Source organism: Pyrococcus woesei (assembly GCF_050496105.1).
GTDB lineage: Archaea > Methanobacteriota_B > Thermococci > Thermococcales > Thermococcaceae > Pyrococcus > Pyrococcus furiosus.
Window position 1 is genome coordinate 1,672,888 of sequence record NZ_CP179867.1, and the last position, 22,822, is coordinate 1,695,709.

32 protein-coding genes are annotated in these 22,822 nt (G+C 40.7%); 11 read left to right on the forward strand and 21 right to left on the reverse strand.

From position 1 onward, the window contains the following. Positions 1-54 precede the first annotated feature (54 nt). The 4 genes from ACMFNG_RS09220 to ACMFNG_RS09235 are packed head-to-tail and all read left to right on the forward strand — an operon-like array spanning position 55 to position 2,828. Complete coding sequence (locus ACMFNG_RS09220) at positions 55-822, forward strand: LamB/YcsF family protein (protein ID WP_011012416.1); 768 nt, start codon at positions 55-57, stop codon at positions 820-822. Then, positions 819-1,502, forward strand: a complete 684-nt coding sequence (gene pxpB / locus ACMFNG_RS09225; RefSeq protein WP_011012417.1) for a 5-oxoprolinase subunit PxpB — start codon at positions 819-821, stop codon at positions 1,500-1,502. Before ACMFNG_RS09220 ends, pxpB begins: the two co-directional genes overlap by 4 nt. After that, positions 1,495-2,484, forward strand: a complete 990-nt coding sequence (locus ACMFNG_RS09230; protein ID WP_011012418.1) for a biotin-dependent carboxyltransferase family protein — start codon at positions 1,495-1,497, stop codon at positions 2,482-2,484. Before pxpB ends, ACMFNG_RS09230 begins: the two co-directional genes overlap by 8 nt. A 35-nt stretch (positions 2,485-2,519) precedes the next feature. Then, a complete protein-coding gene (locus ACMFNG_RS09235; protein WP_011012419.1) occupies positions 2,520-2,828 on the forward strand; it encodes a DUF424 domain-containing protein in 309 nt (102 codons plus the stop codon). Here the strand turns inward: ACMFNG_RS09235 and ACMFNG_RS09240 are convergent. Genes ACMFNG_RS09240 through ACMFNG_RS09255 form a run of 4 tightly spaced genes read right to left on the reverse strand, consistent with a single transcriptional unit; the run spans position 2,825 to position 4,795 of the window. Then, positions 2,825-3,106: a hypothetical protein gene (locus ACMFNG_RS09240; protein WP_011012420.1), complete on the reverse strand. Its 282-nt coding sequence runs from the start codon at positions 3,104-3,106 to the stop codon at positions 2,825-2,827. The two genes, ACMFNG_RS09235 and ACMFNG_RS09240, sit on opposite strands and share 4 nt — an antisense overlap. Next, a complete protein-coding gene (locus ACMFNG_RS09245; protein ID WP_014835375.1) occupies positions 3,107-3,868 on the reverse strand; it encodes a 7-carboxy-7-deazaguanine synthase QueE in 762 nt (253 codons plus the stop codon). Then, positions 3,865-4,209 (reverse strand): dihydroneopterin monophosphate aldolase, encoded by a 345-nt coding sequence (locus ACMFNG_RS09250; RefSeq protein WP_011012422.1) that lies wholly within the window; start codon positions 4,207-4,209, stop codon positions 3,865-3,867. Before ACMFNG_RS09250 ends, ACMFNG_RS09245 begins: the two co-directional genes overlap by 4 nt. Before the next feature lie 40 nt (positions 4,210-4,249). After that, complete coding sequence (locus ACMFNG_RS09255; RefSeq protein WP_011012423.1) at positions 4,250-4,795, reverse strand: 50S ribosomal protein L16; 546 nt, start codon at positions 4,793-4,795, stop codon at positions 4,250-4,252. Positions 4,796-5,017: 222 nt separating this feature from the next. On the opposite strand from ACMFNG_RS09255, the gene ACMFNG_RS09260 reads away from it, so the two are divergent. Next, on the forward strand, positions 5,018-5,413 hold the full coding sequence (locus ACMFNG_RS09260) for a hypothetical protein (RefSeq protein WP_430515174.1): 396 nt from the start codon (positions 5,018-5,020) through the stop codon (positions 5,411-5,413). A gap of 250 nt (positions 5,414-5,663) precedes the next feature. Here ACMFNG_RS09260 and sorA read toward each other — a convergent pair whose 3' ends face one another. From sorA to ACMFNG_RS09305, 9 genes are all read right to left on the reverse strand, one after another. Then, positions 5,664-6,038, reverse strand: a complete 375-nt coding sequence (gene sorA / locus ACMFNG_RS09265) for a superoxide reductase SorA (RefSeq protein ID WP_011012425.1) — start codon at positions 6,036-6,038, stop codon at positions 5,664-5,666. 10 nt (positions 6,039-6,048) lie between these two features. Then, entirely contained in the window at positions 6,049-6,213 is a 165-nt protein-coding gene (gene rd / locus ACMFNG_RS09270) for a rubredoxin (protein ID WP_011012426.1), read from the reverse strand. A gap of 76 nt (positions 6,214-6,289) precedes the next feature. Then, positions 6,290-6,805 (reverse strand): rubrerythrin family protein, encoded by a 516-nt coding sequence (locus tag ACMFNG_RS09275; protein WP_011012427.1) that lies wholly within the window; start codon positions 6,803-6,805, stop codon positions 6,290-6,292. A 104-nt stretch (positions 6,806-6,909) separates the two neighbouring features. Further along, positions 6,910-7,089: a hypothetical protein gene (locus tag ACMFNG_RS09280; protein ID WP_014835376.1), complete on the reverse strand. Its 180-nt coding sequence runs from the start codon at positions 7,087-7,089 to the stop codon at positions 6,910-6,912. 129 nt (positions 7,090-7,218) lie between these two features. Then, positions 7,219-8,310 (reverse strand): SufD family Fe-S cluster assembly protein, encoded by a 1,092-nt coding sequence (locus ACMFNG_RS09285; RefSeq protein WP_011012429.1) that lies wholly within the window; start codon positions 8,308-8,310, stop codon positions 7,219-7,221. After that, entirely contained in the window at positions 8,310-9,737 is a 1,428-nt protein-coding gene (gene sufB / locus ACMFNG_RS09290) for a Fe-S cluster assembly protein SufB (protein ID WP_011012430.1), read from the reverse strand. The genes ACMFNG_RS09285 and sufB overlap by 1 nt, the downstream gene beginning before the upstream one ends. After that, positions 9,727-10,458 carry a Fe-S cluster assembly ATPase SufC gene (sufC, locus tag ACMFNG_RS09295; protein WP_011012431.1) on the reverse strand — a complete coding sequence of 244 codons (732 nt, stop codon included), beginning with the start codon at positions 10,456-10,458 and terminating at the stop codon, positions 9,727-9,729. The genes sufB and sufC overlap by 11 nt, the downstream gene beginning before the upstream one ends. Positions 10,459-10,547: 89 nt before the next feature. Then, positions 10,548-11,639 carry a tRNA uracil 4-sulfurtransferase ThiI gene (gene thiI, locus ACMFNG_RS09300; RefSeq protein WP_011012432.1) on the reverse strand — a complete coding sequence of 364 codons (1,092 nt, stop codon included), beginning with the start codon at positions 11,637-11,639 and terminating at the stop codon, positions 10,548-10,550. Between the two features lie 2 nt (positions 11,640-11,641). Beyond that, entirely contained in the window at positions 11,642-12,604 is a 963-nt protein-coding gene (locus tag ACMFNG_RS09305) for a ThiF family adenylyltransferase (protein ID WP_011012433.1), read from the reverse strand. Between the two features lie 89 nt (positions 12,605-12,693). On the opposite strand from ACMFNG_RS09305, the gene ACMFNG_RS09310 reads away from it, so the two are divergent. Both ACMFNG_RS09310 and ACMFNG_RS09315 read left to right on the forward strand, forming a co-directional pair. Beyond that, the gene (locus tag ACMFNG_RS09310) at positions 12,694-13,263 is read left to right on the forward strand and encodes a DUF523 domain-containing protein (RefSeq protein WP_011012434.1); all 570 of its coding nucleotides are present in this window, start codon (positions 12,694-12,696) and stop codon (positions 13,261-13,263) included. A 62-nt stretch (positions 13,264-13,325) separates the two neighbouring features. Continuing rightward, positions 13,326-14,084, forward strand: coding sequence for a metallophosphoesterase family protein (locus ACMFNG_RS09315; RefSeq protein ID WP_011012435.1), 759 nt, complete (start codon positions 13,326-13,328; stop codon positions 14,082-14,084). On the opposite strand, the gene ACMFNG_RS09320 is transcribed toward ACMFNG_RS09315, so the two are convergent. Then, positions 14,053-15,345 (reverse strand): lipopolysaccharide biosynthesis protein, encoded by a 1,293-nt coding sequence (locus ACMFNG_RS09320; protein ID WP_011012436.1) that lies wholly within the window; start codon positions 15,343-15,345, stop codon positions 14,053-14,055. The two genes, ACMFNG_RS09315 and ACMFNG_RS09320, sit on opposite strands and share 32 nt — an antisense overlap. A gap of 67 nt (positions 15,346-15,412) precedes the next feature. On the opposite strand from ACMFNG_RS09320, the gene proS reads away from it, so the two are divergent. Genes proS through folP form a run of 4 tightly spaced genes read left to right on the forward strand, consistent with a single transcriptional unit; the run spans position 15,413 to position 18,881 of the window. Beyond that, complete coding sequence (gene proS, locus ACMFNG_RS09325) at positions 15,413-16,852, forward strand: proline--tRNA ligase (protein ID WP_011012437.1); 1,440 nt, start codon at positions 15,413-15,415, stop codon at positions 16,850-16,852. A gap of 15 nt (positions 16,853-16,867) precedes the next feature. Beyond that, on the forward strand, positions 16,868-17,428 hold the full coding sequence (locus ACMFNG_RS09330) for a dephospho-CoA kinase (protein WP_011012438.1): 561 nt from the start codon (positions 16,868-16,870) through the stop codon (positions 17,426-17,428). Positions 17,429-17,476: 48 nt separating this feature from the next. Beyond that, on the forward strand, positions 17,477-18,052 hold the full coding sequence (locus tag ACMFNG_RS09335) for a TATA-box-binding protein (RefSeq protein WP_011012439.1): 576 nt from the start codon (positions 17,477-17,479) through the stop codon (positions 18,050-18,052). Between the two features lie 4 nt (positions 18,053-18,056). Beyond that, the gene (gene folP / locus ACMFNG_RS09340; RefSeq protein WP_011012440.1) at positions 18,057-18,881 is read left to right on the forward strand and encodes a dihydropteroate synthase; all 825 of its coding nucleotides are present in this window, start codon (positions 18,057-18,059) and stop codon (positions 18,879-18,881) included. Here folP and ACMFNG_RS09345 read toward each other — a convergent pair. The 7 genes from ACMFNG_RS09345 to ACMFNG_RS09375 all read right to left on the reverse strand — a co-directional run bounded on the left by ACMFNG_RS09345 (position 18,871) and on the right by ACMFNG_RS09375 (position 22,819). Next, positions 18,871-19,278, reverse strand: coding sequence for an RNA-binding domain-containing protein (locus tag ACMFNG_RS09345; protein WP_014835377.1), 408 nt, complete (start codon positions 19,276-19,278; stop codon positions 18,871-18,873). The genes folP and ACMFNG_RS09345 overlap by 11 nt on opposite strands. A gap of 38 nt (positions 19,279-19,316) precedes the next feature. Further along, positions 19,317-19,826, reverse strand: coding sequence for a thermonuclease family protein (locus ACMFNG_RS09350; protein ID WP_011012442.1), 510 nt, complete (start codon positions 19,824-19,826; stop codon positions 19,317-19,319). Next, on the reverse strand, positions 19,823-20,449 hold the full coding sequence (locus tag ACMFNG_RS09355) for a pyroglutamyl-peptidase I (protein ID WP_011012443.1): 627 nt from the start codon (positions 20,447-20,449) through the stop codon (positions 19,823-19,825). Before ACMFNG_RS09355 ends, ACMFNG_RS09350 begins: the two co-directional genes overlap by 4 nt. Further along, positions 20,446-20,700, reverse strand: a complete 255-nt coding sequence (locus tag ACMFNG_RS09360; RefSeq protein ID WP_011012444.1) for a DUF504 domain-containing protein — start codon at positions 20,698-20,700, stop codon at positions 20,446-20,448. The genes ACMFNG_RS09355 and ACMFNG_RS09360 overlap by 4 nt, the downstream gene beginning before the upstream one ends. Next, entirely contained in the window at positions 20,700-21,386 is a 687-nt protein-coding gene (locus ACMFNG_RS09365; RefSeq protein ID WP_011012445.1) for an MBL fold metallo-hydrolase, read from the reverse strand. Before ACMFNG_RS09365 ends, ACMFNG_RS09360 begins: the two co-directional genes overlap by 1 nt. 249 nt (positions 21,387-21,635) lie before the next feature. Further along, on the reverse strand, positions 21,636-22,043 hold the full coding sequence (locus ACMFNG_RS09370) for an ACT domain-containing protein (protein ID WP_014835378.1): 408 nt from the start codon (positions 22,041-22,043) through the stop codon (positions 21,636-21,638). A gap of 68 nt (positions 22,044-22,111) precedes the next feature. Continuing rightward, on the reverse strand, positions 22,112-22,819 hold the full coding sequence (locus ACMFNG_RS09375; protein WP_011012447.1) for a DUF2101 family protein: 708 nt from the start codon (positions 22,817-22,819) through the stop codon (positions 22,112-22,114). Positions 22,820-22,822: the final 3 nt, after the last annotated feature.

The window sequence follows — 22,822 nt, forward strand, 5'->3', positions numbered from 1 at the left end:
TATCCTCAGGAATACATTAATTAAGTCCAAAACTAGTATATTTAGGGATCTCTCATGAAGGTCGATTTAAATTCAGATCTTGGGGAAAGTTTTGGGAGGTATAAGCTTGGCTTAGACGATGAAGTTATGAAATACATAACTTCAGCAAACGTTGCCTGCGGATGGCACGCTGGAGATCCACTAGTAATGAGAAAAACTGTAAGATTGGCTAAGAAAAACAATGTTCAAGTTGGAGCTCACCCTGGGTATCCTGATTTAATGGGGTTTGGGAGAAGATATATGAAATTAACTCCAGAAGAAGCTAGGAACTATATACTCTATCAAATAGGGGCATTATATGCTTTTGTCAAAGCGGAAGGTCTAGAATTACAGCATGTTAAACCTCATGGGGCATTATATAACGCGATGGTAAAAGAAGAAGATTTAGCTAGGGCAGTCATAGAGGGCATTCTGGATTTTGACAAGAGGTTGATAGTTGTGACTTTAGCAGGTTCTAGGGTCGTGGAAATAGCAAGGGAAATGGGTGCTCGAGTTGCCCAAGAAGGATTTGCCGATAGGGCTTATAATCCAGATGGAACTTTAGTTCCAAGGTCAAGGCCTGGGGCAGTTATAGAAGATAAGGAAGAAATAGCGGAGAGAGTAATTTCAATGGTCAAAGATGGAGGGATCAGAGCTATTAATGGAGAATGGATTGAGTTAGAGGTTGATACCATCTGTGTCCACGGAGATAATCCAAAAGCAGTAGAGATTACCGCCTATATTAGAAGAAGACTAGAGGAGGAGGGAGTAAAGGTACTCCCGATGGGGGATTTCATAAAATGAAAGTTAGAGTGGTTGGGGACTCTTGCATTGCGATAATATTTGGCGAAGATATCAGCGAAGAAACAAACAGAAAAGTTCATGCTTTGGCAGATTATTTGTTGAACTACAATCCTGAATGGCTTCTAGATGTTGTTCCCTCTTACTCGGCTCTTTATGTTTACTTTGATCCCTTAATGATAGACTATCGAGAAGTTATAGACATCATAGGAAAAATCAAGATTAATGAAGTTGAAAGGAAGGAAAAAAGAATCATTAAAATCCCCATAGCTTATGGAGGGGAATTCGGGCCAGACATAGAGTTCGTAGCTAAATACAATGGATTAAGTGTGGATGATGTAATTGAAATTCACTCAAAACCGCTTTATAGGGTTTATTTCCTTGGCTTTCTCCCAGGATTTGCTTACCTGGGTGGAATGGATGAGAGAATTGCTACACCGAGGCTTGAGAAGCCTCGCTTAAAAGTTCCTGCTGGAAGCGTAGGAATTGCAGGAAAGCAGACTGGATGGTACGCTATAGAAAGCCCAGGGGGCTGGAGGATTATTGGAAGAACGCCCTTGAGAACTTTTAATCCAGAAAAAATTCCCCCCAGCATCGTTTCTCCTGGAGATTATGTGAAATTCGTCCCAATAGATGAGAACGAATTCTGGGAAATTTACAGGGAGGAGTGGGGAAATGATTGAAGTACTCTCTGTTATAACTTCTGCCACAGTTCAAGACCTGGGAAGGTGGGGATATCAGAGGTACGGTGTACCTGTAAGCGGAGTTATGGATGAAGTTTCCGCGAGAATTGCAAATTATTTAGTGGGGAATCCTGACAATACTCCGCTAATAGAGTTCACCGCGGGAGGAATATCCATAAAATTTCACACCTCGGCTGTTTTTGCAGTCACTGGAGATGCCACACTTTATCTAAACGATACCCAGTTGGAGCCCTGGGAGAGTTATTGGGCTAAGAGAGGAGATGTACTTACGGTGAGGTTAAGCAAAGGAATGTATGGCTACATAGCATTTTCGGGGGGAATTGAGTGCAGGAAGATTTTGGGAAGTTGTTCCACTTACTTAAGGGCAAAATTTGGAGGCTTGCTCAAACCTGGAGATAAACTAAAGCTCGGCTACTCCCTTCTAACGGGAAAAGCGGGAAAAAGGTTACCTGAGGAATTAAGACCGAGGTTTGATAAGACTGTTAGGGTAATCCTGGGGCCGAACATAGAACATTTTACCCCAGAGGGAATGAGGACTTTTCTCACCTCTGAATACACTGTAACTCCTGAATCAGATAGAATGGGATACAGGTTAGAGGGACCTAGAATAGAACATTCCGAAAAGGGAGCGGATATAATAACTGAACCAATTCCTAGGGGAGCCATACAAGTTCCAGCAAACGGGAAACCGATAATAATGTTGGCGGATGCACAGACAACTGGAGGATATGCAAAAATAGCGACTGTGATAAGAGTCGATATCCCAATGGTGGTTCAAACTAGGCCAGGAGAAAAGCTTAGATTTAAGGCAGTTAGTGTAAATGAAGCAGTTCAAGAGTTAAGGAAGCGTGAGAGAATAATGAATGCAATAAGAAAAGCTCTCCAAGATGAATGGAATCTCTACAGAATTAAGGTTGGAAAAGAAGAATTCCTAATCTTCGCTGGTATGGAGGAAGATTAATAACTTCTCCTTATTTCTATAAGCTGGGATAAGAAATGGCTGGAAGGATGTATGTGAAGGTCTATAGGGTCCAGGGCGAAGTCCTAGTGGCTGCTTGTGATGAAGAATTGCTTGGAAAAACGTTTAGAGAAGGGGAACTCAAGCTTGAGGTTAAGGAGAGGTTTTACAAAGGGGAACTTATGGATGTAGAAGAGCTTGGAAGGCTTCTTGAGGAAGCCACCATAGCAAATTTAACTGGAGAAAGAGTTGTTAGGAAAGCCATTGAGCTAGGGTACATAGATGAGAGTAGGGTCTTAAGAATACAGGGAGTTCCTCATGCCCAAATGGCGAAAATGCTGTATTAATCCTCTGGAGTTTGGATTGAGTGAAAGTTCATTGTTAATAGTAGATCTACAAACCCACTCTCAATGTTTTTCTTAATCTTTGGAAGGTACTTCCTCAACTCATCTTTGTTAAGCTCTTGCTTGGTGCTTAGCCTTTTTATCTTACCATCGTTTTTGTCGAGCACGATAATATCATCATTAATGTAGAGGGGAATGTAGTTCATTCTGAAGCCATAAAACATCTCTGCAAATTCCATCCTCGCTCTAAGCAGTTCCAAATACTCAAATAGTTCCTCCATTTAAAGCACCCCTAAGTATTTGTGAACTTGAAAGCTCAGGCTAACATTCTTCTTCCCCATGATTTTCGCGGCAACATTGTAGAAGTCCATAACTTTCTTTATAGGCATATCCATGGGCTCTTTTGGTTGTATTACCATTGGAGCTATTCCCTTTAGCATTTCTGCATACCAACGCACGTTTTCAATCCTAGTTTCTCTTGTTACAACGAGCTTAACATATACTTTTGCTCCAGCCTCCTTTAGAATCTTTGTACTAGCTATTTCATTAACTACCAGCTTTCTCCAATCTTTGGTCGCGTTCGCACTTTCATCTTTAATATCAACGCTTGCATAATCCGTTAGGTAGGCTATTTTCTTAATTAGATGAGGATGGCCCCCATGAGTTTCCAGAAAGTTGTCGTAGCCAAGCTCTTTTGCTTTTTCCATTAGCGAGGCAAGGCCCAATATTTGAAGCGTTGGCTCTCCTCCAGTGTAGCTAATGGAGTGAATATCTCCGGTATCTAACTTTGTAATCCACTTTATAACTTCTTCCACGTCTACGGGGTTGTTAAAGTATTTGAACTTTCCAGAAAATGGCTCCACTTCAACTCTATACTTTTTTACACTCCTGGGATCTATATACTTCCGAGAGTCACAATATGTACACCTTAAATCACACCCAGCAAACCTGACAAATATCTGCCTCCTTCCAAAGGCTGAGCCTTCAACACTCCCTCCTTCTCCCTGCCAACTATTGAATATTTCCCCCAAGATTACCTTCACCATTCCAGTTCCACTCCAAACTCGTTACCTTCCCAAAGGGAAAGTCTCTTGAGCTTTACATCACCTGGGAGGTTCTTTCTAATTCTCTCAGATATCCAAAGGGCTATGTTTTCCGTAGTTGGATTGTCCATAATTTTGTTGAGGTTTCTGTGGTCGAGTTCCTTTACAACACCATCAACTACTTTCTTAAGCTTAAGAAAGTCCATGACATATCCTTTCTTTATCTCTCCTTCAACAACAACTTCAAGAGAAAATGTATGGCCATGAAGTTCTTCCCACTCTTCAATCTTAACTGCGTGTGCTGCATCAAAAGAAGCTCTATAGATAATCCTAGCCTTCATCTAATCACCAAATTAAAATGGGGAGAAAAAGGTAATAAAGTTATAGGCTCTGGGAGAGAATCTTTGTTGTTACGTCGTTTCCTTCCTTGTCGTATATTCTGTAGTAGCACTTGCATGGGAACTTCATTGCAGCTCTTCTTGCCCCCTCTATGGCGAACTTAAGGTGCTGTCTGTTAACCCTTATTGAGAGGATCTTCTGATCCTTCTTTAGTCTAGCAGCAAGTCCTATTGGCTTACCGAATGGCCTTCTCATACCGTTTCCATAACGGTCAGCTTTTCTTCCCGTAGCCATTGGGTTTTCTCTAAGCACTTGGAATGGGTAGACTCTAATCTTGAAGTGGTAGTTGCTTCTACCGACGTTCTTCTGTAGGTATCTGTTAACCTGTTGTCTTGCGGCCTCAAGAGCGTTCTGTCTTATCTGAACGGGTTCAGCAGTGTGAAGTGAAACCTCAAACTCAAAATCTCCAGCAGGATTTCCCATATCGAAGATGGTTATCTTTGGGCCTGGGGCTCCTCTAATGTATTCCCTTCTGGTATATGCAGGCTTATCAACATACCTGTCAATCTTGGCTGGCCTTAGAGCCATATTCTCACCTCCCGGTGATAGTGAAGCCTATTCCCTAACAAGCTTGTAGACTTATAAAAGTTTTGGCAAAGAGAAAAAGACTTAACTTGGGGCTGGGAAGCTTTGTCGTGTAAACAAGTAATCTCTCAAAAACATTCGTTCTAAGATCTTAATGATTTTGCCTGTTGATCTAAAATTTACCCTACTCGCAAGGCAACATCATCTGTTACAGCTAAAACTGTAATGGAGAATCCCTTCAGATACGGTGAACCTGTTATAGGTAAGAACTTTGCAGATAGAAAAAAGGAGCTCGAAGAGCCGAAGGTGGAGATTTTAAGTGGTCAGAACGTGATAATTTTTGAATTTACCTTTGGAGAAGAGGAAATTTGTTTTGATGAGTCACTGGGACTACCCCAACGGCTAGCAGAACATCTTGGGAAGAGAGTGGTTGTGGTCTTCAGTTCCAGGAGAAAGCTCAAGGGAAGTCTTGAAATGGAAGACGTAGAAAAGACGTTTGAAGAACTAGTCAAGGATAGTGAAGCCAGCTACATCGAGATATGGGGCTCACTTCCTCTCTCCCAGGAGAAGGTTCTTCTAGCTATAGCTAGAGGAGAAGGGGACTTTCTGAGTTCCTTATAAAAGTTTAGCTCAGCTTCATTAGTTCAGTACTCAAAGAAGGAGCTGATATACCGCATTAACGGAGAATTTGAGATCTGTGATCCATTTCTCCATCACTGGCTTCTTTGGAGATTCGGAAGTGGGAGGTGAATACCCACTCAACATATTTACAGTCAACTTTCATAATTCTCCAGAAAATTTGATGAAGAAGTGGTTACTGACTTCTATCATAAAAGAATAAAAAGTAGGCGGGGGAGGGGAATGAAAACCGTCACTCTAAAGTGACTTCGTTTTCCCAAAGGCCGTGGATGTTACAGTAGCTAAGAGCATAGAGCTTGCCCTTCTTCTTAGTCTTGAGCACAAAGTAAGCTATGGGTTCTGTGTACACATCACTCGTGTTTGGGCCGTTTACAGACTCTCCGTGAGCTGTAAACTCAACTCTTCCAACCTGGTAAACAAAGTTCTCACCTTCTGGTAAGAAATAAAGCTCTATGTATCTGATGTGGTGCTCAGTGGTGTTTGGATGCGGGATTTCTTTACCAACCTGCACCTTAACTTTAACAAGCTCCCCTTCTCTTTCATACTCTATAACGGGGACGTGCTTTTCTCCTTTCCAGTCCCCACTTCTTATGGTTTCACTAATCATCTCCACCACCTCAATCTTCTAACTTTTCAAATTCACTTTTTGGAGCCCCACAAATGGGGCAAACCCAATCATCTGGTAGCTCCTCAAACTTAGTTCCAGGAGAAATACCATTGTCTGGATCTCCTGCATCTTCATCATATATGTATCCGCATATCTTACAAACCCACTTTGCCATGATACCACCATCCAGATGTTATTATTCAGATCTTATAAGGTTTATGGTTCGAACCAATGTTGTCAAACAATAAATATCATTCAAAGACAACGAACTTTTCTTTTGGAGCTCCACAAACTGGACAGTATTCTGGAGCCTCATCAACAGCGGTGTATCCACAGATTGGGCATATGTAAACTTTCTTTATTTCAATGTCTTCCCCTTTCTCAGCTTTCTCTTTTGCCTTTCTATAGAGTTCAGCGTGGATCTTCTCCGCCTCTAAAGCATAGTGGGTTGTTCTAACTGCTTCCTTTTCTCCTTGGAATTCTGCGGCTTTGTTGTATACTGGGTACATTTCCTCAACTTCGAACGTTTCTCCCTCTATTCCCATCTGTAAGTTTTCTGGAGTTTTGCCTAATTTTCCTAGAGCTATGAAGTGGTTTTTAGCGTGAACAAACTCTGCGTAAGCTATTGCCCTGAACAGCTTGGCTATGTTTGGAAATCCTTCTTGTTCAGCTTTCTCGGCAAAGATCAAATACCTCATATGGGCCATGCTTTCGCCTGCAAAGGCTTCTTCCAAGAACTTTTTAGTCATTGTTCTTTTCACGACCATGTGGACCACCAGAATATATCTATATCCTTCAATATTTAACTTTTTCTTAAAATCAGTTCAAAAAATATGCCGTGAATAAAACTGAAAAAATAGGTAGAAGGAAGTTAAACATGCCTTGCATAGAGAGTCTTTCTGCCTTCAGCTTGGGCCCTCTTAACGGCTTTCTCGATGAGGGCCTTGACTTCAGCTTCGAGGGCTTCATAGAATTCCGGGCTTACTCTCATATCCTTGTCGATGCTTGAAACAAACTCCTTAACTTTTGACTTGACTAGTAGCTCAACCATCTCCTTCACCTCCATTCATTCATTGCTAGGCATTTTTATTTTCTAAGTTTCCCTTATAAACCTTTTTCAAAGTTGTAAGAGGTTCAGCTTCCTTTTGATTATTAATGTATGCCACTCTAAAAACAATGACTAAATGAGAGCTTGTATTACGTCGATTACTGTACTTCTAGCTTTTCCTTTTAAGAAATACAAATTGCTAGTTAAAGTTTCTCCAATTCCATATATTAATAATCGAAGGGCTTCCTCTCTATTTAGTCCTCGTGATCTCAGGTAAAATAATGCTTCCTCATCTATTTGTGTAACACTTGATGAATGCGATGCATTTTCAATGTCCCCAGTGTCCACTTCTAGCATAGGAACACTAACTCCAAGGGAACCTCTATCCATAATTATCACATGGGAAGAAACCTCACTACTTGCTCCTTCTGCTTCCTCAGAGATTTTTGATGTTCCCCTATGGACCACCCATCCATTTTTATAGGAAAATCCGTGTACTCGTATCTTGCTTTTACTGGACTTTCCATAATGGACAATATTTGTAATATAGTCTACCGCGGAGCCTATGCCAACAGGCAATCCTGCAAGAACAAGTTTGCTTTCCTTTCCTTCTAGGGAGTAGTCTTCTCTGTGATGACTCATAGTTCCTCCTTTTATTATGGTGAAAGTTTTAAGCGTTGAGTTTCTGTCCAAGATTGCTCTCAGTAGGAAGTGAGATAGAGAGGAATGGTTTCCAATTGTTAATATTTCAGAACTCCCCTCTCTTATTGCCAGCTCCACTACTAAAGATTTTGTCCCCTTCTCGGATATGTCGTAGAGGATAATTGGTGCAGAGGCCTTTTCAATTTCAATGCTTAAATGATGACTGACGAATGCTTTTTCTGATAGATGGGAAACTATAATCAGTGGCTCCCTTAAGTCTCTCTCTATTCTTATCTTGTAAGCTTTCTTCAGGGCATAAAAATGAAATCCTAGAATTCTAGACTCCTGGGAGTGAGATAAATTTAGGCTCCCTTCTCCCACTTCAATGTTGTTAGGTAGATTAAACTCTACGTCACTACCAGAAAAAATTATATGTCCCCTTATTCCCAATTTTTTCCCAGGAGCTTGAGTTGGGAGTGTAAGAGGAGAATTTTCTTCGAATAAATGCCATTTAGTATAGCTCTTGATTGTTGGGCTATCACCATACTTCTGGTAGGTCAATCCTTCTAGATTTACTTTCATCAACCAACACCTCCAATCTCGCTAAATTCTAGCTCGATAACTTTCTTCAAAACTTCCACATATTCAAAAGGCAGATCCTCAAGAACTTCAGAGATAAAACCTAGGACAATTAGACTCTTTGCTTCTTCTTCTTTAATTCCTCTAGCCTTTAAGTAAAAGAGCTTGTCCTCGCTTAATTTCCCTGTAGTTGCTTCATGTATTATGCTTGCAGTTGGCTCATCGTTCTGATTGTGGGGATATGTATAGGCCTTGCTCTCTTTGTCCAATATTAGTGAATCACAAGAAACAGTTGCTGTTGAGTTTATTGCGCCTTTCATTATCCTCACAAGACCCCTATATATGTTAATGCCTCCGTTAGCACTTATACTCTTAGAAACTATCTTTGAGCTAGTATTAGGAGCTAAATGCCAAGTTTTTGCTCCAGTATCTTTCAAATAAGGTCCATTACTAAGGGAAACTACATATTGGGTAGTTTTTGCTCCAGGGCCTTTAAGTACGCTCGATGGGTATGTATAAGTTATCCTACTTCCTATGCTTCCCTCAATCCACTCTACGTATGCATTATCTTCGATTATTGCACGTTTATTATTGAAGTTAATCACATTTCTGCTCCAGTTTTGGATCGTAGTGAACTTAACAGTTGCATCTTTATGGGCATAGATTTCAACCATTCCATCATGGAATGAAAATCCCTTGTACATTGGAGCACTACATCCTTCAATGAAATGGAGATAACTTCCCTCATCTGCAATTATTAATGTGTGCTCGAATTGCCCTTCTAACGCAGAACCTATTACAAAGAACGCCTCAATTGGAAATGGTATCTTTACTCCCTTTGGAACATATACAAAGACCCCACCACTCCAGAGAGCATGGTGAAGGGCTGCAAATTTATGATCCCCAGGAGGAAAGACTTTTCCAAAGTATCTCTTGACTAAGTCAGGATACTTTCTTACAGCCTCCTCCATTGGCACCATAATTATACCCTTTTTCTCGAACTCTGCCTTCAATTTTGAGTATATACTCTCACTATCAAATACAGCGGTTAATCCGGAAAGAAACCTTTTTTCTATCTCTGGAATGTTTAGCCTTTCAAACGTCTTCCTAATGTTTTCAGGAAGATCATCCCAATCTCTTACTTCATTTTGAATTTCAGGTTTGGTGTATAATACTAGGTTATCCAAATCAAGTTCTTCAATTCCAACGACCCATTTCGGCATGGGCAATTTTTCAAAGAGTTCTAAGGCTTTTAATCGATGCCTTAACATCCAGGAGGGTTCATTTTTAACTTTAGATAACTCTTCAATAGTATCTCTACTAATTTTCCCCTTTATCTCAATCTCTTTAGGATACGGAACGGCAGTACCTAAGATTTCTTCTAAGGATCCCGCTTTTAGAATTTCTTCTAAGTGACTTTTACTCTTCATTGTCCCCCACCGCCGAATATCCTCTCTCTTCTATAATTTTGACAAGATCAATGCTTCCTGAGGCTACTATTTTTCCATTTTTTATTACGTGGACTTTTGTTGGATTTAGATACTCCAATATCCTTCCGTAGTGGGTAATCAAAAGCACTGACGTTCCCCGTTCGTAAAGTCTTCGTATAATTTTTGCTATTGTCTTTAAAGAATCGACGTCAACCCCACTGTCAGGTTCATCAAGAATCAAAAGTTTAGGTTCTACTAAATAAGCCTGAAGCATCTCTAATTTCTTTCTTTCGCCTCCTGAAAATCCTACATTTAGAAACCTCGTTAGAATTGATTCATCTAGACCGAGTTCCTTGATAGCCGTGTAAATAGCTTCATATGCTTTTATCTCGTCCATTCCTTTTAGATTTTTGAGAATTCTCTGTAGGAAATGAATTATCTTTACTCCATCTACTTCTACAGGGTGTTGAAAGCTCAGAAATATTCCTTTTTTTACACGTTCCTCTGGAGGAAGCGACGTTATTTCCTCTCCTTCGAATAGTATACTCCCCTGTATAACTTTATACTTGGGATGGCCAGCGATTGTTAGTGCTAAGGTCGATTTTCCACTTCCATTAGGTCCCATTACTACGTGGAGTTCGTTCTCTCCAATATTTAAGTTAATGCCCTTGAGTATTTCTTTATCTTCGACTTTAACCCATAGATTCTCTACTTTTAGCATGGTGATCACCATTCCTAACTTGTCTAATTTTGAGTAAAAATATACATTTTTAAGTCTTTCTTACCCAAATTTGGGTAAAATATAGAGGGTTACAGAAGACCCTCTTTTCTAAGCTCATCTCTTATAAAATAAAATTCAGTGATCTTTCCTTGTGTAATAACTCTGTTGGGTCTAAAGGGACATTCACAATAGGGGTACTCCAAGAACGCATCGTAGGTACCTATTCTTTTTGCTATTGAAACAATTTCTTCTTTATCAAAACCGATTAATGGCCTGTATATTGGATAATCCACACTGATGGTTTCTATGAATAAGTTGCTAAGCGTTTGAGAAGCAACTTGACCCAGGGAGTCACCCGTAACTATTCCCAGTGCTCCTTCTTCTTTTGCAATTTCTGCTGCTCTTTTTAACATTGCAATTTTGCAGAGTATGCATGTCCATTCTCTTTTTTGAAGTTTGGCTAGCACTGAAACATAAGGTTTCAAAATTTCAAAATGATTCTCTACTATTAACTCTATTGGCTCAGGGGAGTAATCACTAAGTATCTCGACAACTTTCTCCACAACTTTTTTGGCATTAGTTCCTTGATCAAAATGAAGGGCTATTACTTCTGCTCCTCTTTTCAGCATTAAAAATGCTGCCACTGGAGAATCAATTCCTCCACTTATTAGAGCAACTACCTTTCCTTGAGTTCCGACAGGAAGCCCTCCAACTCCCTTAATCTTCTCGAAAAACACGTAGGCTTTTCCATCAATTATTTCTATTCCTATAACTAACTCAGGATTTTCTAAGTCAACTTTCCACCCAAACTCTTTCACTACAAATTCTCCAATTTCTTTGTTAATCTCAAGAGATGTTTTTAGAAATGTTTTATCTAATCTCTGCGTCTCTACTTTAAAGCTTTTTGGATTAAAACCCATAAGAGTCTTTTTAAGGTAATTTGGAATCTCTTCATATTCCATAACCTCTGCTGGGGATACAGAAACTACTCCTGGCGTCTTTGCAATTATATTTGTAGCTTCATTTGGAGCATCGACTAATATCCTACCCCTTGAAATTTTTGTCTTTCCTGGAATTCCTTTTCTCTTGAGTATTTTTTCTATATTATCAGCTAGCTTTTTTTCAAATTCTTTTCGTTTTCCCCTTTTTATTGCAATTTCACCATATCTAACAATAATCATTGTTATCCACCTAAGTATCTGGCGAAAATGTTCTTTGCAGTTTTTTCATCCTCTGCTCCTCTTATAATCATTCTCCCTCCTTTGAATATAAGAACTTCGTAGTCTTCATCTTCAAACTGGATAAACTGAGAGGTCAAAATGTATTCAATTCCCATTTCTTCTAATCTTTTAGCAAGATCTTCAAGGTCTACCTCAAGCCTCTCAGGAGGTACTACTTGTATTGATCCATCACACATTCTCTCGATTTTTATTTGCTTCTCCAGAAATGTTAATTCTTTTCTAACACATGCAGGACAATCATCTCTCCTGGGAATCTCAATTTTTTCAAATTCTAGTGTTTTTGTGTCAAAGAATATGAGTTCGCTCTTGACTTCCTCTCCTAGCAGGATTTTCGTTGCGAGGCTTACTGCAATTGCAGCAGCTAGTGGGGGTACATAGCTCATGATTCCTGCTGTGGCACATGTTGGTAGAGGACGGGAGGGCAATTTGGGCATTATACACCTAAAACATGCAGTTTTTTCTGGGATAATTGGCATTATATTGCCGTAAGTAGCTAAAACACCCACATATATCCATGGTTTTCCAGTTTTTATTGCGTAGTCATTTATTACCTGTCTAGTATATATATTGTCCGTCCCATCAAGTATGAGATCAGCTTCGTCTAAGAGATAAAGAGTTCCTGGGTTTAAATCTTCGAAATATCCTTTAACACCAAACCTATCTCTAAGCACGTCAACCTTTGGCCTTCCAATGTCTTTTTCCGTATAGATTGTTCTGGGAATATCACTCGCCTCTACAAAATCCCTATCCACTACTATTATTTCACCAACCCCCAATTTTTTGAGAAAGTAAACTTCCCAACTTCCTAAAGCTCCAGCTCCTACAACAGCAACCTTTTTCTCTTGGAGTTTTCTCTGTCCTTCAATTCCTATTATGGGAAAATGCCTTGAAAAGTCAATTCTCATGCTCTCACCCTACTTAGATTGATATTTGGGAATTAATAAATTAACTGATGATCAGCAACCCTTATAGACTTCAAAACTAAGTAAGATACATGAAGATTTTGGTAGTGGCACCTTGCCTCTTAACTCCTTTCTATGTTTACAGGGGTCCTAAAGACAAAGAATACAAAACATCAAGTGAACTGAGAAAACTTTTAGCTGAGCTTAGTGATGAATGGTTTATTTTCCTTTATCCCTGTCCAGAACTCTTAGCCGTAGGATGGCCGAGACCTCCAATGAGTAGAGAAGTCTTAGAAAGGCTGGGAACGAGGGAAAGATCAAAGATAATCGCCGATTTTATAGGGAGGGTGTTGACGGAAGAAAAGCCAGAAAAAGTTGTGTTTGTTGGAGTTAAGGGATCTCCCACTTGTGGAGTTTTCACAACGACCTCTAGCAATCCTGATGAATTTCCTTATGTGGCTGTTCAGGAGTTCTTCTACCTATCAAAGGAAGAGAGATTGAGGAAGTACAAAGAGTTGACAAAAAACTTCAAAGTTATTAATGCTCCTGGGCTCTTGTTTGAAATATTAATGGCAAGGTTTCCAGAAGCAATATTCGTTGAATTTGATAAGGATAATATAGAGGAGAGCATTAGAAGAATAAGAGAAGTAGTCAAAGAATAGAAACATTTAAAAACCCCTAAGAATTTAGTTAATTTTGGTAAGAAAAATCGGGAGGTGGGAAAATGGTGTACGTTGCAGTACTTGCAAACATAGCGGGAAACTTACCGGCACTAACAGCAGCATTATCGAGAATAGAGGAGATGAGAGAGGAAGGGTACGAGATTGAGAAGTACTATATTTTAGGAAACATAGTTGGCTTGTTCCCATATCCAAAAGAGGTTATTGAGGTTATAAAAGACTTGACCAAGAAGGAAAATGTGAAGATAATTAGAGGAAAATATGACCAGATAATTGCAATGAGTGATCCTCATGCCACAGATCCTGGGTATATAGATAAGCTCGAGCTTCCTGGCCATGTAAAGAAGGCCTTAAAGTTCACTTGGGAAAAGCTTGGGCATGAGGGAAGAGAGTACCTTAGGGATCTTCCAATATATCTGGTTGATAAAATTGGAGGCAATGAGGTATTTGGAGTCTATGGCAGTCCTATAAACCCCTTCGACGGAGAAGTTCTTGCTGAGCAACCCACCAGCTACTACGAGGCCATTATGAGGCCCGTAAAAGACTACGAAATGCTCATAGTAGCAAGTCCGATGTATCCGGTAGATGCGATGACAAGATACGGAAGAGTTGTCTGCCCAGGAAGCGTTGGCTTCCCGCCTGGAAAGGAACACAAGGCAACATTTGCCTTAGTTGATGTAGATACCTTAAAACCAAAGTTCATAGAGGTTGAATACGATAAGAAGATAATCGAGGAAAGAATTAGGGCAGAAGGCTTACCTGAGGAAATCATTAAGATCTTATATCACGGAGGAAGGCCATAACTTTTTCTATATCCTTTATTTCTGTAATAAGGTAAATCAAAATTGTATAAGGGAATTTTAGGGACAACAATTGTAGAGGAATAGCTAAAAGGGTTGGTTTTAGTATTTTCGCGTTTATATTGAATTTTCTCTTGCTTTCCCACAAGACCAGTGCAAAAATTATTGCGTAACCAAGGGTGAGGCCTAAAAGGGTTCCTATAGCTCCTAATCTGGGGATTAAAAGAATCCAAAATATTCCTGACACCATGGCACCAATCAGAGAAAATATTGCTGATTTTTTCACAAACTTCGTTGCTGTTAGAAGGTTAATCAGTGGATTGTATGCTATGTACAACTCAACTCCTATTAGAGCTAAAAGAAGTTCTGCTCCCATCTTAATGTTAAACAGCACCTCAACAAATGACTTTGCAAAAATTAATCCAAAGACTAGTAGGGAGGAGAAAAGAGATAAAAGTAAAGTTGAGTTTTCGGCCAGTTCTTTTATTGCTTTATCATCCCCTTTAGCGTAGTCATAGGCATAGAGAGGGACTATCGCAGATTGGAGTATTTGTGGGAGGTAAGAAAGTAGGAACGCCGTTGAGAGCGCCACAGAGACTATTCCCGCCTCGATGTTTCCTGCAAGCTTTTCCGTAAGAAAATAGGGTGCTTGTAGTAGAAATATCCCCGCAATAGTGCCTAGAAATGCCCATGTTGAAAAGCCAATAAGTGCTTTAGTATCTTCTCTCCCTGGGAGACCAATTAAGCTTCTCGATACAAGGTAAGAGAGTGAGAAAATTCCAATTGTTCCCAGGAGGAGATAATAAGGAAGAAGAGGTCCATCTAAAAAGCCAAGGAGGAAAAATGGGAAGGCTAATATAACAGAATAAGCATAAAGTTCGCCTTTGTGAAGTCCATAAATAAAGCTTCTAAAAGTTAGTTGAATTGCCCTTAGTACTGAAAGCAGAGCGACATGAAAGTTTAAGGGAATTAGAATTAAACCCAGAAAGGGAAACGTGAAGGAAATTCCGGTGAGCTTTTTTATCCTATTGTATTCTCCTTTTCCCAGGAATTCGGAGGTAAATTTCCCCAGGCCAACTGAGAAAAATGCCAAAAATCCAGCTACAAAAAATGCTTGCGAAATTATAGAGTTAGTATATCCAAGGGTTTCAACCCCATACTTTCTCCCTATGATGACGTTATATAGGAATCTGCTCCCCCCAAATATTCCTAAGGCTACTAAACTTGCAATTGAATGCCTCACCATAACTTTCTTTCTGTCCATGGATATCGAGCGAAAATTAACAAAACTTATTTAAAAATAATCTCCCGCTTTACCTTAGGTGGGTTGGATGGTAGAGAGAAAGAAGTGGAGTGAAAACTTCAGTGAGTGGTTTAATGAAGTAATAGAGGAGGCTGGAATCCTAGACAAAAGGTACCCTGTAAAAGGAATGAACGTCTGGCTTCCATATGGGCTTAAAATAATGAAGAACATTGAAAAATTCATTCATGAAGAGATGGAGAGAACGGACCATCAGGAAGTTCTCTTTCCAGCTTTAATCCCTGAAACTGAGTTCCAAAAGGAGGCCGAGCATATTGCTGGCTTTGAGGGAGAGGTTTTCTGGGTAACCCATGCTGGCCATGAGCCGTTGGATGTTAGATTAGTTTTGAGGCCAACAAGTGAAACTGCAATGTACTCAATGTTTGCCCTCTGGATAAGGTCTCACGCTGATTTGCCTTTCAAGGTTTACCAGATAGTCAACGTGTATAGGTATGAGACAAAGCACACTAGGCCTCTAATTAGAGTTAGGGAAATTAGCAGGTTCTTTGAGGCCCACACAGCTCATGCAGACTTTGAAGATGCAGAGAGACAGATAAAGGAAGACCTTGAGATCTTTGATAACCTAATGAAAAAGCTAGCAATAGCATATGTCATATCTAAAAGGCCAGAATGGGACAAGTTCCCAGGAGCTTACTACTCCCTGGGAGCTGAAGTTGTAATGCCCGATGGAAGAACCTTGCAGATAGGAACGATGCACAACTATAAGCAGAACTTTGCCAAGGCATACAACATCCTCTATGAGAAGGAGGACGGTACTCACGACTACGTTCACCAGACCACGTTTGGCATGAGTGAAAGATTGCTAGCTGCAGTCATAGCAATTCACGGAGACGACAGGGGAATGGTTCTTCCACCAACCATAGCCCCAATCCAAGTTGTTATAGTTCCAATCCCAAAGAAGGGAAGTGAAGAGGAAGTTTACTCATATGCAAGAGAGATTGAGGAAGAGCTAAAGCTTGCTGGAATAAGGGTGCACTTAGACTTGAGAGACAAGAGGCCTGGATGGAAGTTTTACGATTGGGAGCTTAAGGGGGTTCCAGTGAGAATTGAAGTTGGGCCGAGGGATGCCGCTGAAAAGACCGTTGTTCTTGCAAGGAGGGACAAGCTCGAAAAGATAACGGTTTCAAGGGAAGAGCTAGTTGATAAAGTTAGGGAGCTGTTTGATGACATAATGCAGTACCTCTACGAGAGGGCCAAAGAGTGGTTGGAGAGCCACATCAAACGGGTTGACACAATTGAAGAGGCCAAGGAACTATTCAATGACAGGAGAGGTATAGTGGAGATTCCATGGTGTGGAGAGGAGGAGTGTGGACTTAAAATGGAAGAGGAGCTGGAGGCTAAAATGCTTGGAATCCCTTATCCTGAGGAGAGTGCAAGGGTGGAAGGTAAGAAGTGTCCCGTATGTGGTAGGGAAGCTAAATTCATAGCTAGGTTTGCAAGAACGTACTGAGGGGGTTCCTCCCCCATGATACTTCTTTTGACAGGAATGCCAGGCTCGGGAAAGGGTGTTGTGGCTAGAGAGTTCGAAAAAAGAGGAATACCTGTTGTTTCAATGGGGGATGCAATTAGGGAGGAGGCAGAAAAAAGGGGTATTCCAAAGACTCCCGAAGGATTAAAAGAAGTGAGCTTAAAAGTAAGGGAAGAATTGGGGCCAGGAGCTGTCGCCATTCTTACAGTACCCAAGGTTAGGAAATTATTGGAACTAAATCCAGTTGTTGTGGTGGAGGGGGTTAGAAGTCCCTACGAAGTAGAAGAATTCAGAAAAGAATTCAAAAACGAAGAGATAAAGGTTGTGGCAATTCATTCCTCTCCAAAATCTAGATTCCAGAGACTATTAAAGAGGCAGAGAAGTGATGATCCGAAGACCTGGGAGGAATTTGTAGAGAGAGATAGGAAGGAGTTAAACTTCGGCATTGGAGAGGTCATAGCCCTAGCGGATTACATAATAGTTAATGAGTGTGGTTTTGATCAATTAAAGGCAAACATAGAGAAGCTAATCTCCATGATTTTTGATGGGAAGATTTAAAAGTTTAACCTAGGTATTTATAAAAGGCTTTTTAAAGGGGGTGCTAAGATGGTGGATATGAGCAAGGTTAAGCTCAGGATAGAGAACATAGTTGCTTCCGTCGATCTTTTCGCTCAGCTCGACCTTGAAAAAGTTCTTGATTTGTGCCCAAATTCTAAGTACAATCCTGAAGAGTTCCCAGGTATTATTTGTCATCTCGATGATCCGAAGGTTGCTCTCTTGATCTTCAGCTCTGGAAAACTTGTCGTTACCGGCGCTAAAAGCGTTCAAGACATTGAAAGGGCTGTAGCTAAGCTTGCTCAAAAGCTGAAGAGCATTGGAGTTAAGTTCAAGAGGGCACCACAGATAGATGTGCAGAATATGGTGTTTAGCGGTGACATTGGTAGGGAATTTAATTTAGACGTGGTAGCCTTAACCTTGCCAAACTGTGAGTATGAACCAGAGCAGTTCCCAGGTGTGATATATAGAGTCAAGGAACCAAAGTCAGTGATTCTCCTATTCTCGTCTGGAAAGATCGTTTGTTCTGGTGCAAAGAGTGAAGCAGATGCCTGGGAGGCAGTGAGAAAGCTGTTGAGAGAATTGGATAAGTATGGACTGCTAGAGGAAGAAGAGGAGGAGCTTTGATTTCATGAAGTTTGCTGGAGTTTCGTTAGATACTCCCAAAGTAATGGGAGTCATAAACGTTTCCCCTGAAAGCTTCTTCAAGGGGAGTGTGAAGAGAGGAGAAGAGCTTATAGAAACAGCGGTAAGAATGGTTGAAGAGGGGGCGGCGTTTATAGATATTGGCGCAAAATCAACTGCTCCCTACTTAGAAACTGAGATACCAGTTGAAGAGGAAATTAGAAGGGCCGTTGAAGCTATAAGAGCTATTAGAGATGCTGTAGATGTCCCGATAAGTATTGACACAACTAATGCTAAGGTTGCTGAGGAAGCAATAAAAGCTGGGGCAGACATTGTGAACGATGTAACTGGGCTTAAGGGAGACCCAGAGATGGTTAAAGTTGTTAAAGAATATGATGTCCCCGTCGTTATATGTGCACATCAAGAAAATGTAAGGAACTTTTCAGATCCAGTTCATGAAGTGATAGACTCCTTGAAGGAAAGTCTTCAGATAGCATACAAAAACGGGATAGAGAAAGAGAACATAGCAATAGACCCAGCCATAGGATTTTTCAGGCCCGAATATCCTCCCTGGTATGTTTGGGATTCGAAGGTAATAGCGAATTTAAAGTTACTGAAAGTCTTTGGACTTCCAATTTTAGTTGGAATATCAAGGAAGTCATTCATTGGAGCTATAACGGGAAGGGAGGATCCAAGTGAAAGGCTTGAAGGAAGCTTGGCCGCTACGGCGATAGCTGTGTTAAATGGAGCAAACATAATAAGAGCTCATGACGTCAAAGAAACCCTAGATGTAATAAAGGTTGCAGACTTCATTCGGAGATTCACTCTATAGGAACTCCGTCCTTAGTCCTTGGAGCTAGCCATTTCATTAGCTTTTGCGGCTCCTTCGTTCTTATTATTATTGTTATCGGACCTAGAGGTGATTCTTCGTTGAAGTTTACCTTCCCCACATAGGCCACTTGCTTGTGGACCTTAATTATTATCTCCTCGCCAAAGTAACCCTCCTCGAGCATCATTCTGGCAGTATCAAGTATCTGCTGCCCCCTAAAGAGCTCATAAAGTCTTTGTAAAGCTCTCTTGTCCCTTGTCCTTCCAACGAGAATCATGTACTCTCCCTTATCAAAAGCTTCAAACTTTAGCCCTGGGACTAAGTTAAGCATTGCCTTCTTTACCTTTTCTATATCTTCTGTGGGATAAACATAGGCCTCAACTTCAACTTCCTCAAACATGTTCATCGATACCATGGAGTAAAATTCCAATTAAAAACTTAACTACAACTCCACAACCCATATCGGTTTTCTCTCGCTATTTCTTCTTTCTTTAAATATTCCTTCATTTTTTCAAATTTTTTCTCATAGAATACTCTAGCAAGTCCTTTCTCCACCATAAGCTCGTTGACATCAGTTGAATCTAAATAGAGGTAAGCGAGCAATCTTCCATATTTATCCCGCTCACCTTGATATCTATCCATTATGAGAACAACTTCCTTGCCCAGGGTTAAGTTCCTGAGGTAATCCTTTGCAATCTTCCCATATTTGAGAAGGCATGAGGTGTTGGTTATGTTTCCATACTCCCCAGGCCTCATTATTTCTTCCTCTAACTCGGGAGCATCTATACCCACAAGCCTAACCTTGACTTTTCCCCCACTCTCAAGCTCTACATAGACAGTATCTCCATCTACAACTCCCACGACTTTTCCTCGAAGCTCATTCTCTCTGCTTGTGCACCCACTAAAGAAGAGAAATAAAATTAGGACTACAGCTATTTTGGCTCTCATAACAACTCCTCGAGCGCAACCTCTATGGCTACTTTAACAGCTTCAAGCTCCATCTCATAGCACATGCTTGGAGGCACTTGGCCCTTCCCTATCTTATCTATGATCTGCTCTGGGATGTAAGGGACGTGTATAAATCCGCTCATCTTTGGATATCCTTTAGTCGCTGAGTGATGGAGGCTTAGGTACATAACGTAGTTGCAGAGATAAAGTCCAGCGGAGTTTGAGATGTAAGCGGGAATTCCTCTTTCGTGTAACTTCTTCATGATCTTCTTTATTGGAAGTGTAGAGAAATACGCCGTTGGGGCTCCTGGGACTATTGGCTCGTCCTCAATCTTCTTCCCTTCATTATCCGGAATTCTAGCGTCAATAGCATTGACGGCTATCCTCTCTATACTTATTGCGCTCCTTCCTGGGGCCAATCCCACATGAATTGCTATGTCTGGCTTTATCTCCTCTAATGTTTTCTCCAATACTTCCTTGGCTTTCCCAAAGACCACTGGGAGGACTCTCCCAAATACTTGGGCATCTCCAATCTTAATCCCGTCAAGATCCTTTGCTATTCTTTCGGTGGGGTTAATTTTCTCTCCTCCAAACGGCTCAAACCCGGTAACTAATACTTTCATTTTAACCCCCTCTTCCTGCTTTCCCAAACTACCCTCCCATCTTTTCTAACAACCTTAAGTATCCTATGATACGGAATTTGTGTTTCTCCAACAAAGAAATAACCGTGACCGAGCTCAATCAATGAGACTGGTATTTTTCTAACGTTGCCATAACTTCCTCTGTGTTCGATTATTATAAAGTAATCTTCCTCATTCTCCCTGGGATCATATTTTATTTTTGCTAAAACTTCTTTTACGCTCCCTTTTCTCATTAAAGCCCCTCCAGATGGTCGAGTATTCTATAGATGTTAGACTTCCAATCATCTATTAACTTTCCATGCCCAGGGAGGCCAAGTCTAACTTCATATCTTGCAAGTCTCTCTAGAGATCTTATCAGTTCTTCTTCATCCCCCGTTGGCAAATCTGTCCTTCCATATGCATTTAAGAAAACTGTATCCCCTGAGAACATTATTCTTTCGTCTTCATAGTATAAGCAAGCACTCCCCTGAGTGTGTCCTGGAGTGTGAATTACCGTTAGATTAACATCCCCTATGGAGAGAAGATCTCCATCCTTAAGCTTAATATCTACTGGATGGGGCTCGTACTTTCTGCCATAATGGTAAGATAAGATTATTGAGTCATCTCCCTCCTCGAGTGTTCTTGCCGTATCTTTATGGGAAGCAAACTCAACTTCTATTCCTTTTTCTTTAAAGAATTTCATGAAAATATGATTACCCCCAACATGATCAAAGTGTTCGTGGGTATTGAAAATCACAACCCTAGATATGTTCTTAAACCATCCCTCCTGTTGAGCTATGCTTAGATATCTATTCCAAAAAACTCCCGTTCCACTATCAACTATCAGCAGCTCTTTCCCACTTTTTAGAAAGTATATGTTGGAATCAAGATATTCTCCCTTTAACATTAAGATGTCCGGCTTTATTATGATCGGAACCATAGTTTTCACCTCAAAGAAGGGCTCCAGGGGGGACCGCCTCCTCATCCGGGGGAGCGCAACCGTCAGGAGGGGTTAAACTCTTCATCGCCCTTTTTATCTCCTGGGAGTTTCACCTTAAAATTTTTTGTCCCAGGGGCACTATGTGCGGGAACTCAATAAGGTTTATAATTTGGTTTGGAGATGTTAAGAATGCCCCTCCCCTCTCACACCCCCGTGAGAAGTGAGCGGGGGGCGGTCGGGGAGGGGACATCACTCTATCTCCACTATTTTTACTTCCTTAACCTCGTTTATTTCTTTTAGTGTACTTTCCAAGTCTTTTAGTGATATCTTTGCCCCACTAACGTCAACGACAGCAACTATTGCCGATAGTCCCAATGATTCGAGCTCTTCGGCTTCGTTAAACAAGATGTTTATTCCATTTTTCCCCAAAATGCCTGCAATTTTTGCAAGGACTCCAGGTTTATCTTCAACCACAAGCTCAATCTCCACCAGCTTTTTCCCTGGGAGAGCAACCCTCTCAACGTGGAGCTCCTTGATGTCTGTGTCAATCTCAACCAAAAAGTAAGCTCCTTTAACTAGGCCAACCTCATAGGCGAGCTCCTGGGGAATTTTAATAACTCCATCTTCATGAATCTTAATAAGGAGGTACTCCCTCAACACAATCACCTCCGGCGATGATGAATAGCAAGCCACCTGAAGAGTGATGAGGTGAACACCCCCTGAGCCTATTCCATGTACACTTCAATTATTCTCACTGGCTTTGCTCCTCTAAGCGTTTGCTCCTCCACCAATATTTTAACTATCCTTCCAGGCTCTGCGTCGGGAACCGCTGGAAGCCAATAGTAGCCGGGCTTAACATTGGCTGCTATGTCATCGTGCACGTAAACTCTAACTAAGTCCCCCTTAACTTCTTCAACAACTCCATAAGTGTAATCTCTCCCATACTTTGACTTAAACCAGTGCCTAAAGACTAGAACAGTAGCTAAAACTGCAAGTAAGTATATGTAGTAGTGGTAGGGTGAAGTTGAATACTCTCTTACTATAATAAATCCACCGTACGATATTGTTGCGATAATTGATAGGCTTAGATAAAATGCTCTATAGGGTTGATAATCGATGAAAAATTCTCTGTTCGTAATTAGAAGATATCTCAGGTAGAGGAAGTAAAAAAAGGCCACAACTATAAAAATTTTCCAAAAATTCATGAACACAAGGAGCAAGCTAAAGATTAGATACACCAAGAAGACTAACTGAAGCTTTAAGCTAAGTAGCTCGTGGGGAGTCTTTGCTCTCTTAGCTAATCTTCCCAGGATAGATCTAGGGAGTTCCTGGGAAGGAGAGGGAAGAAGAAGGTTTTTGGTTATATAGAAAATTTTCCAGATTCCTACCTCTATCTTCTCGCCCAGGAGGTATAAGAATTCTTCCAGTTTCATGAT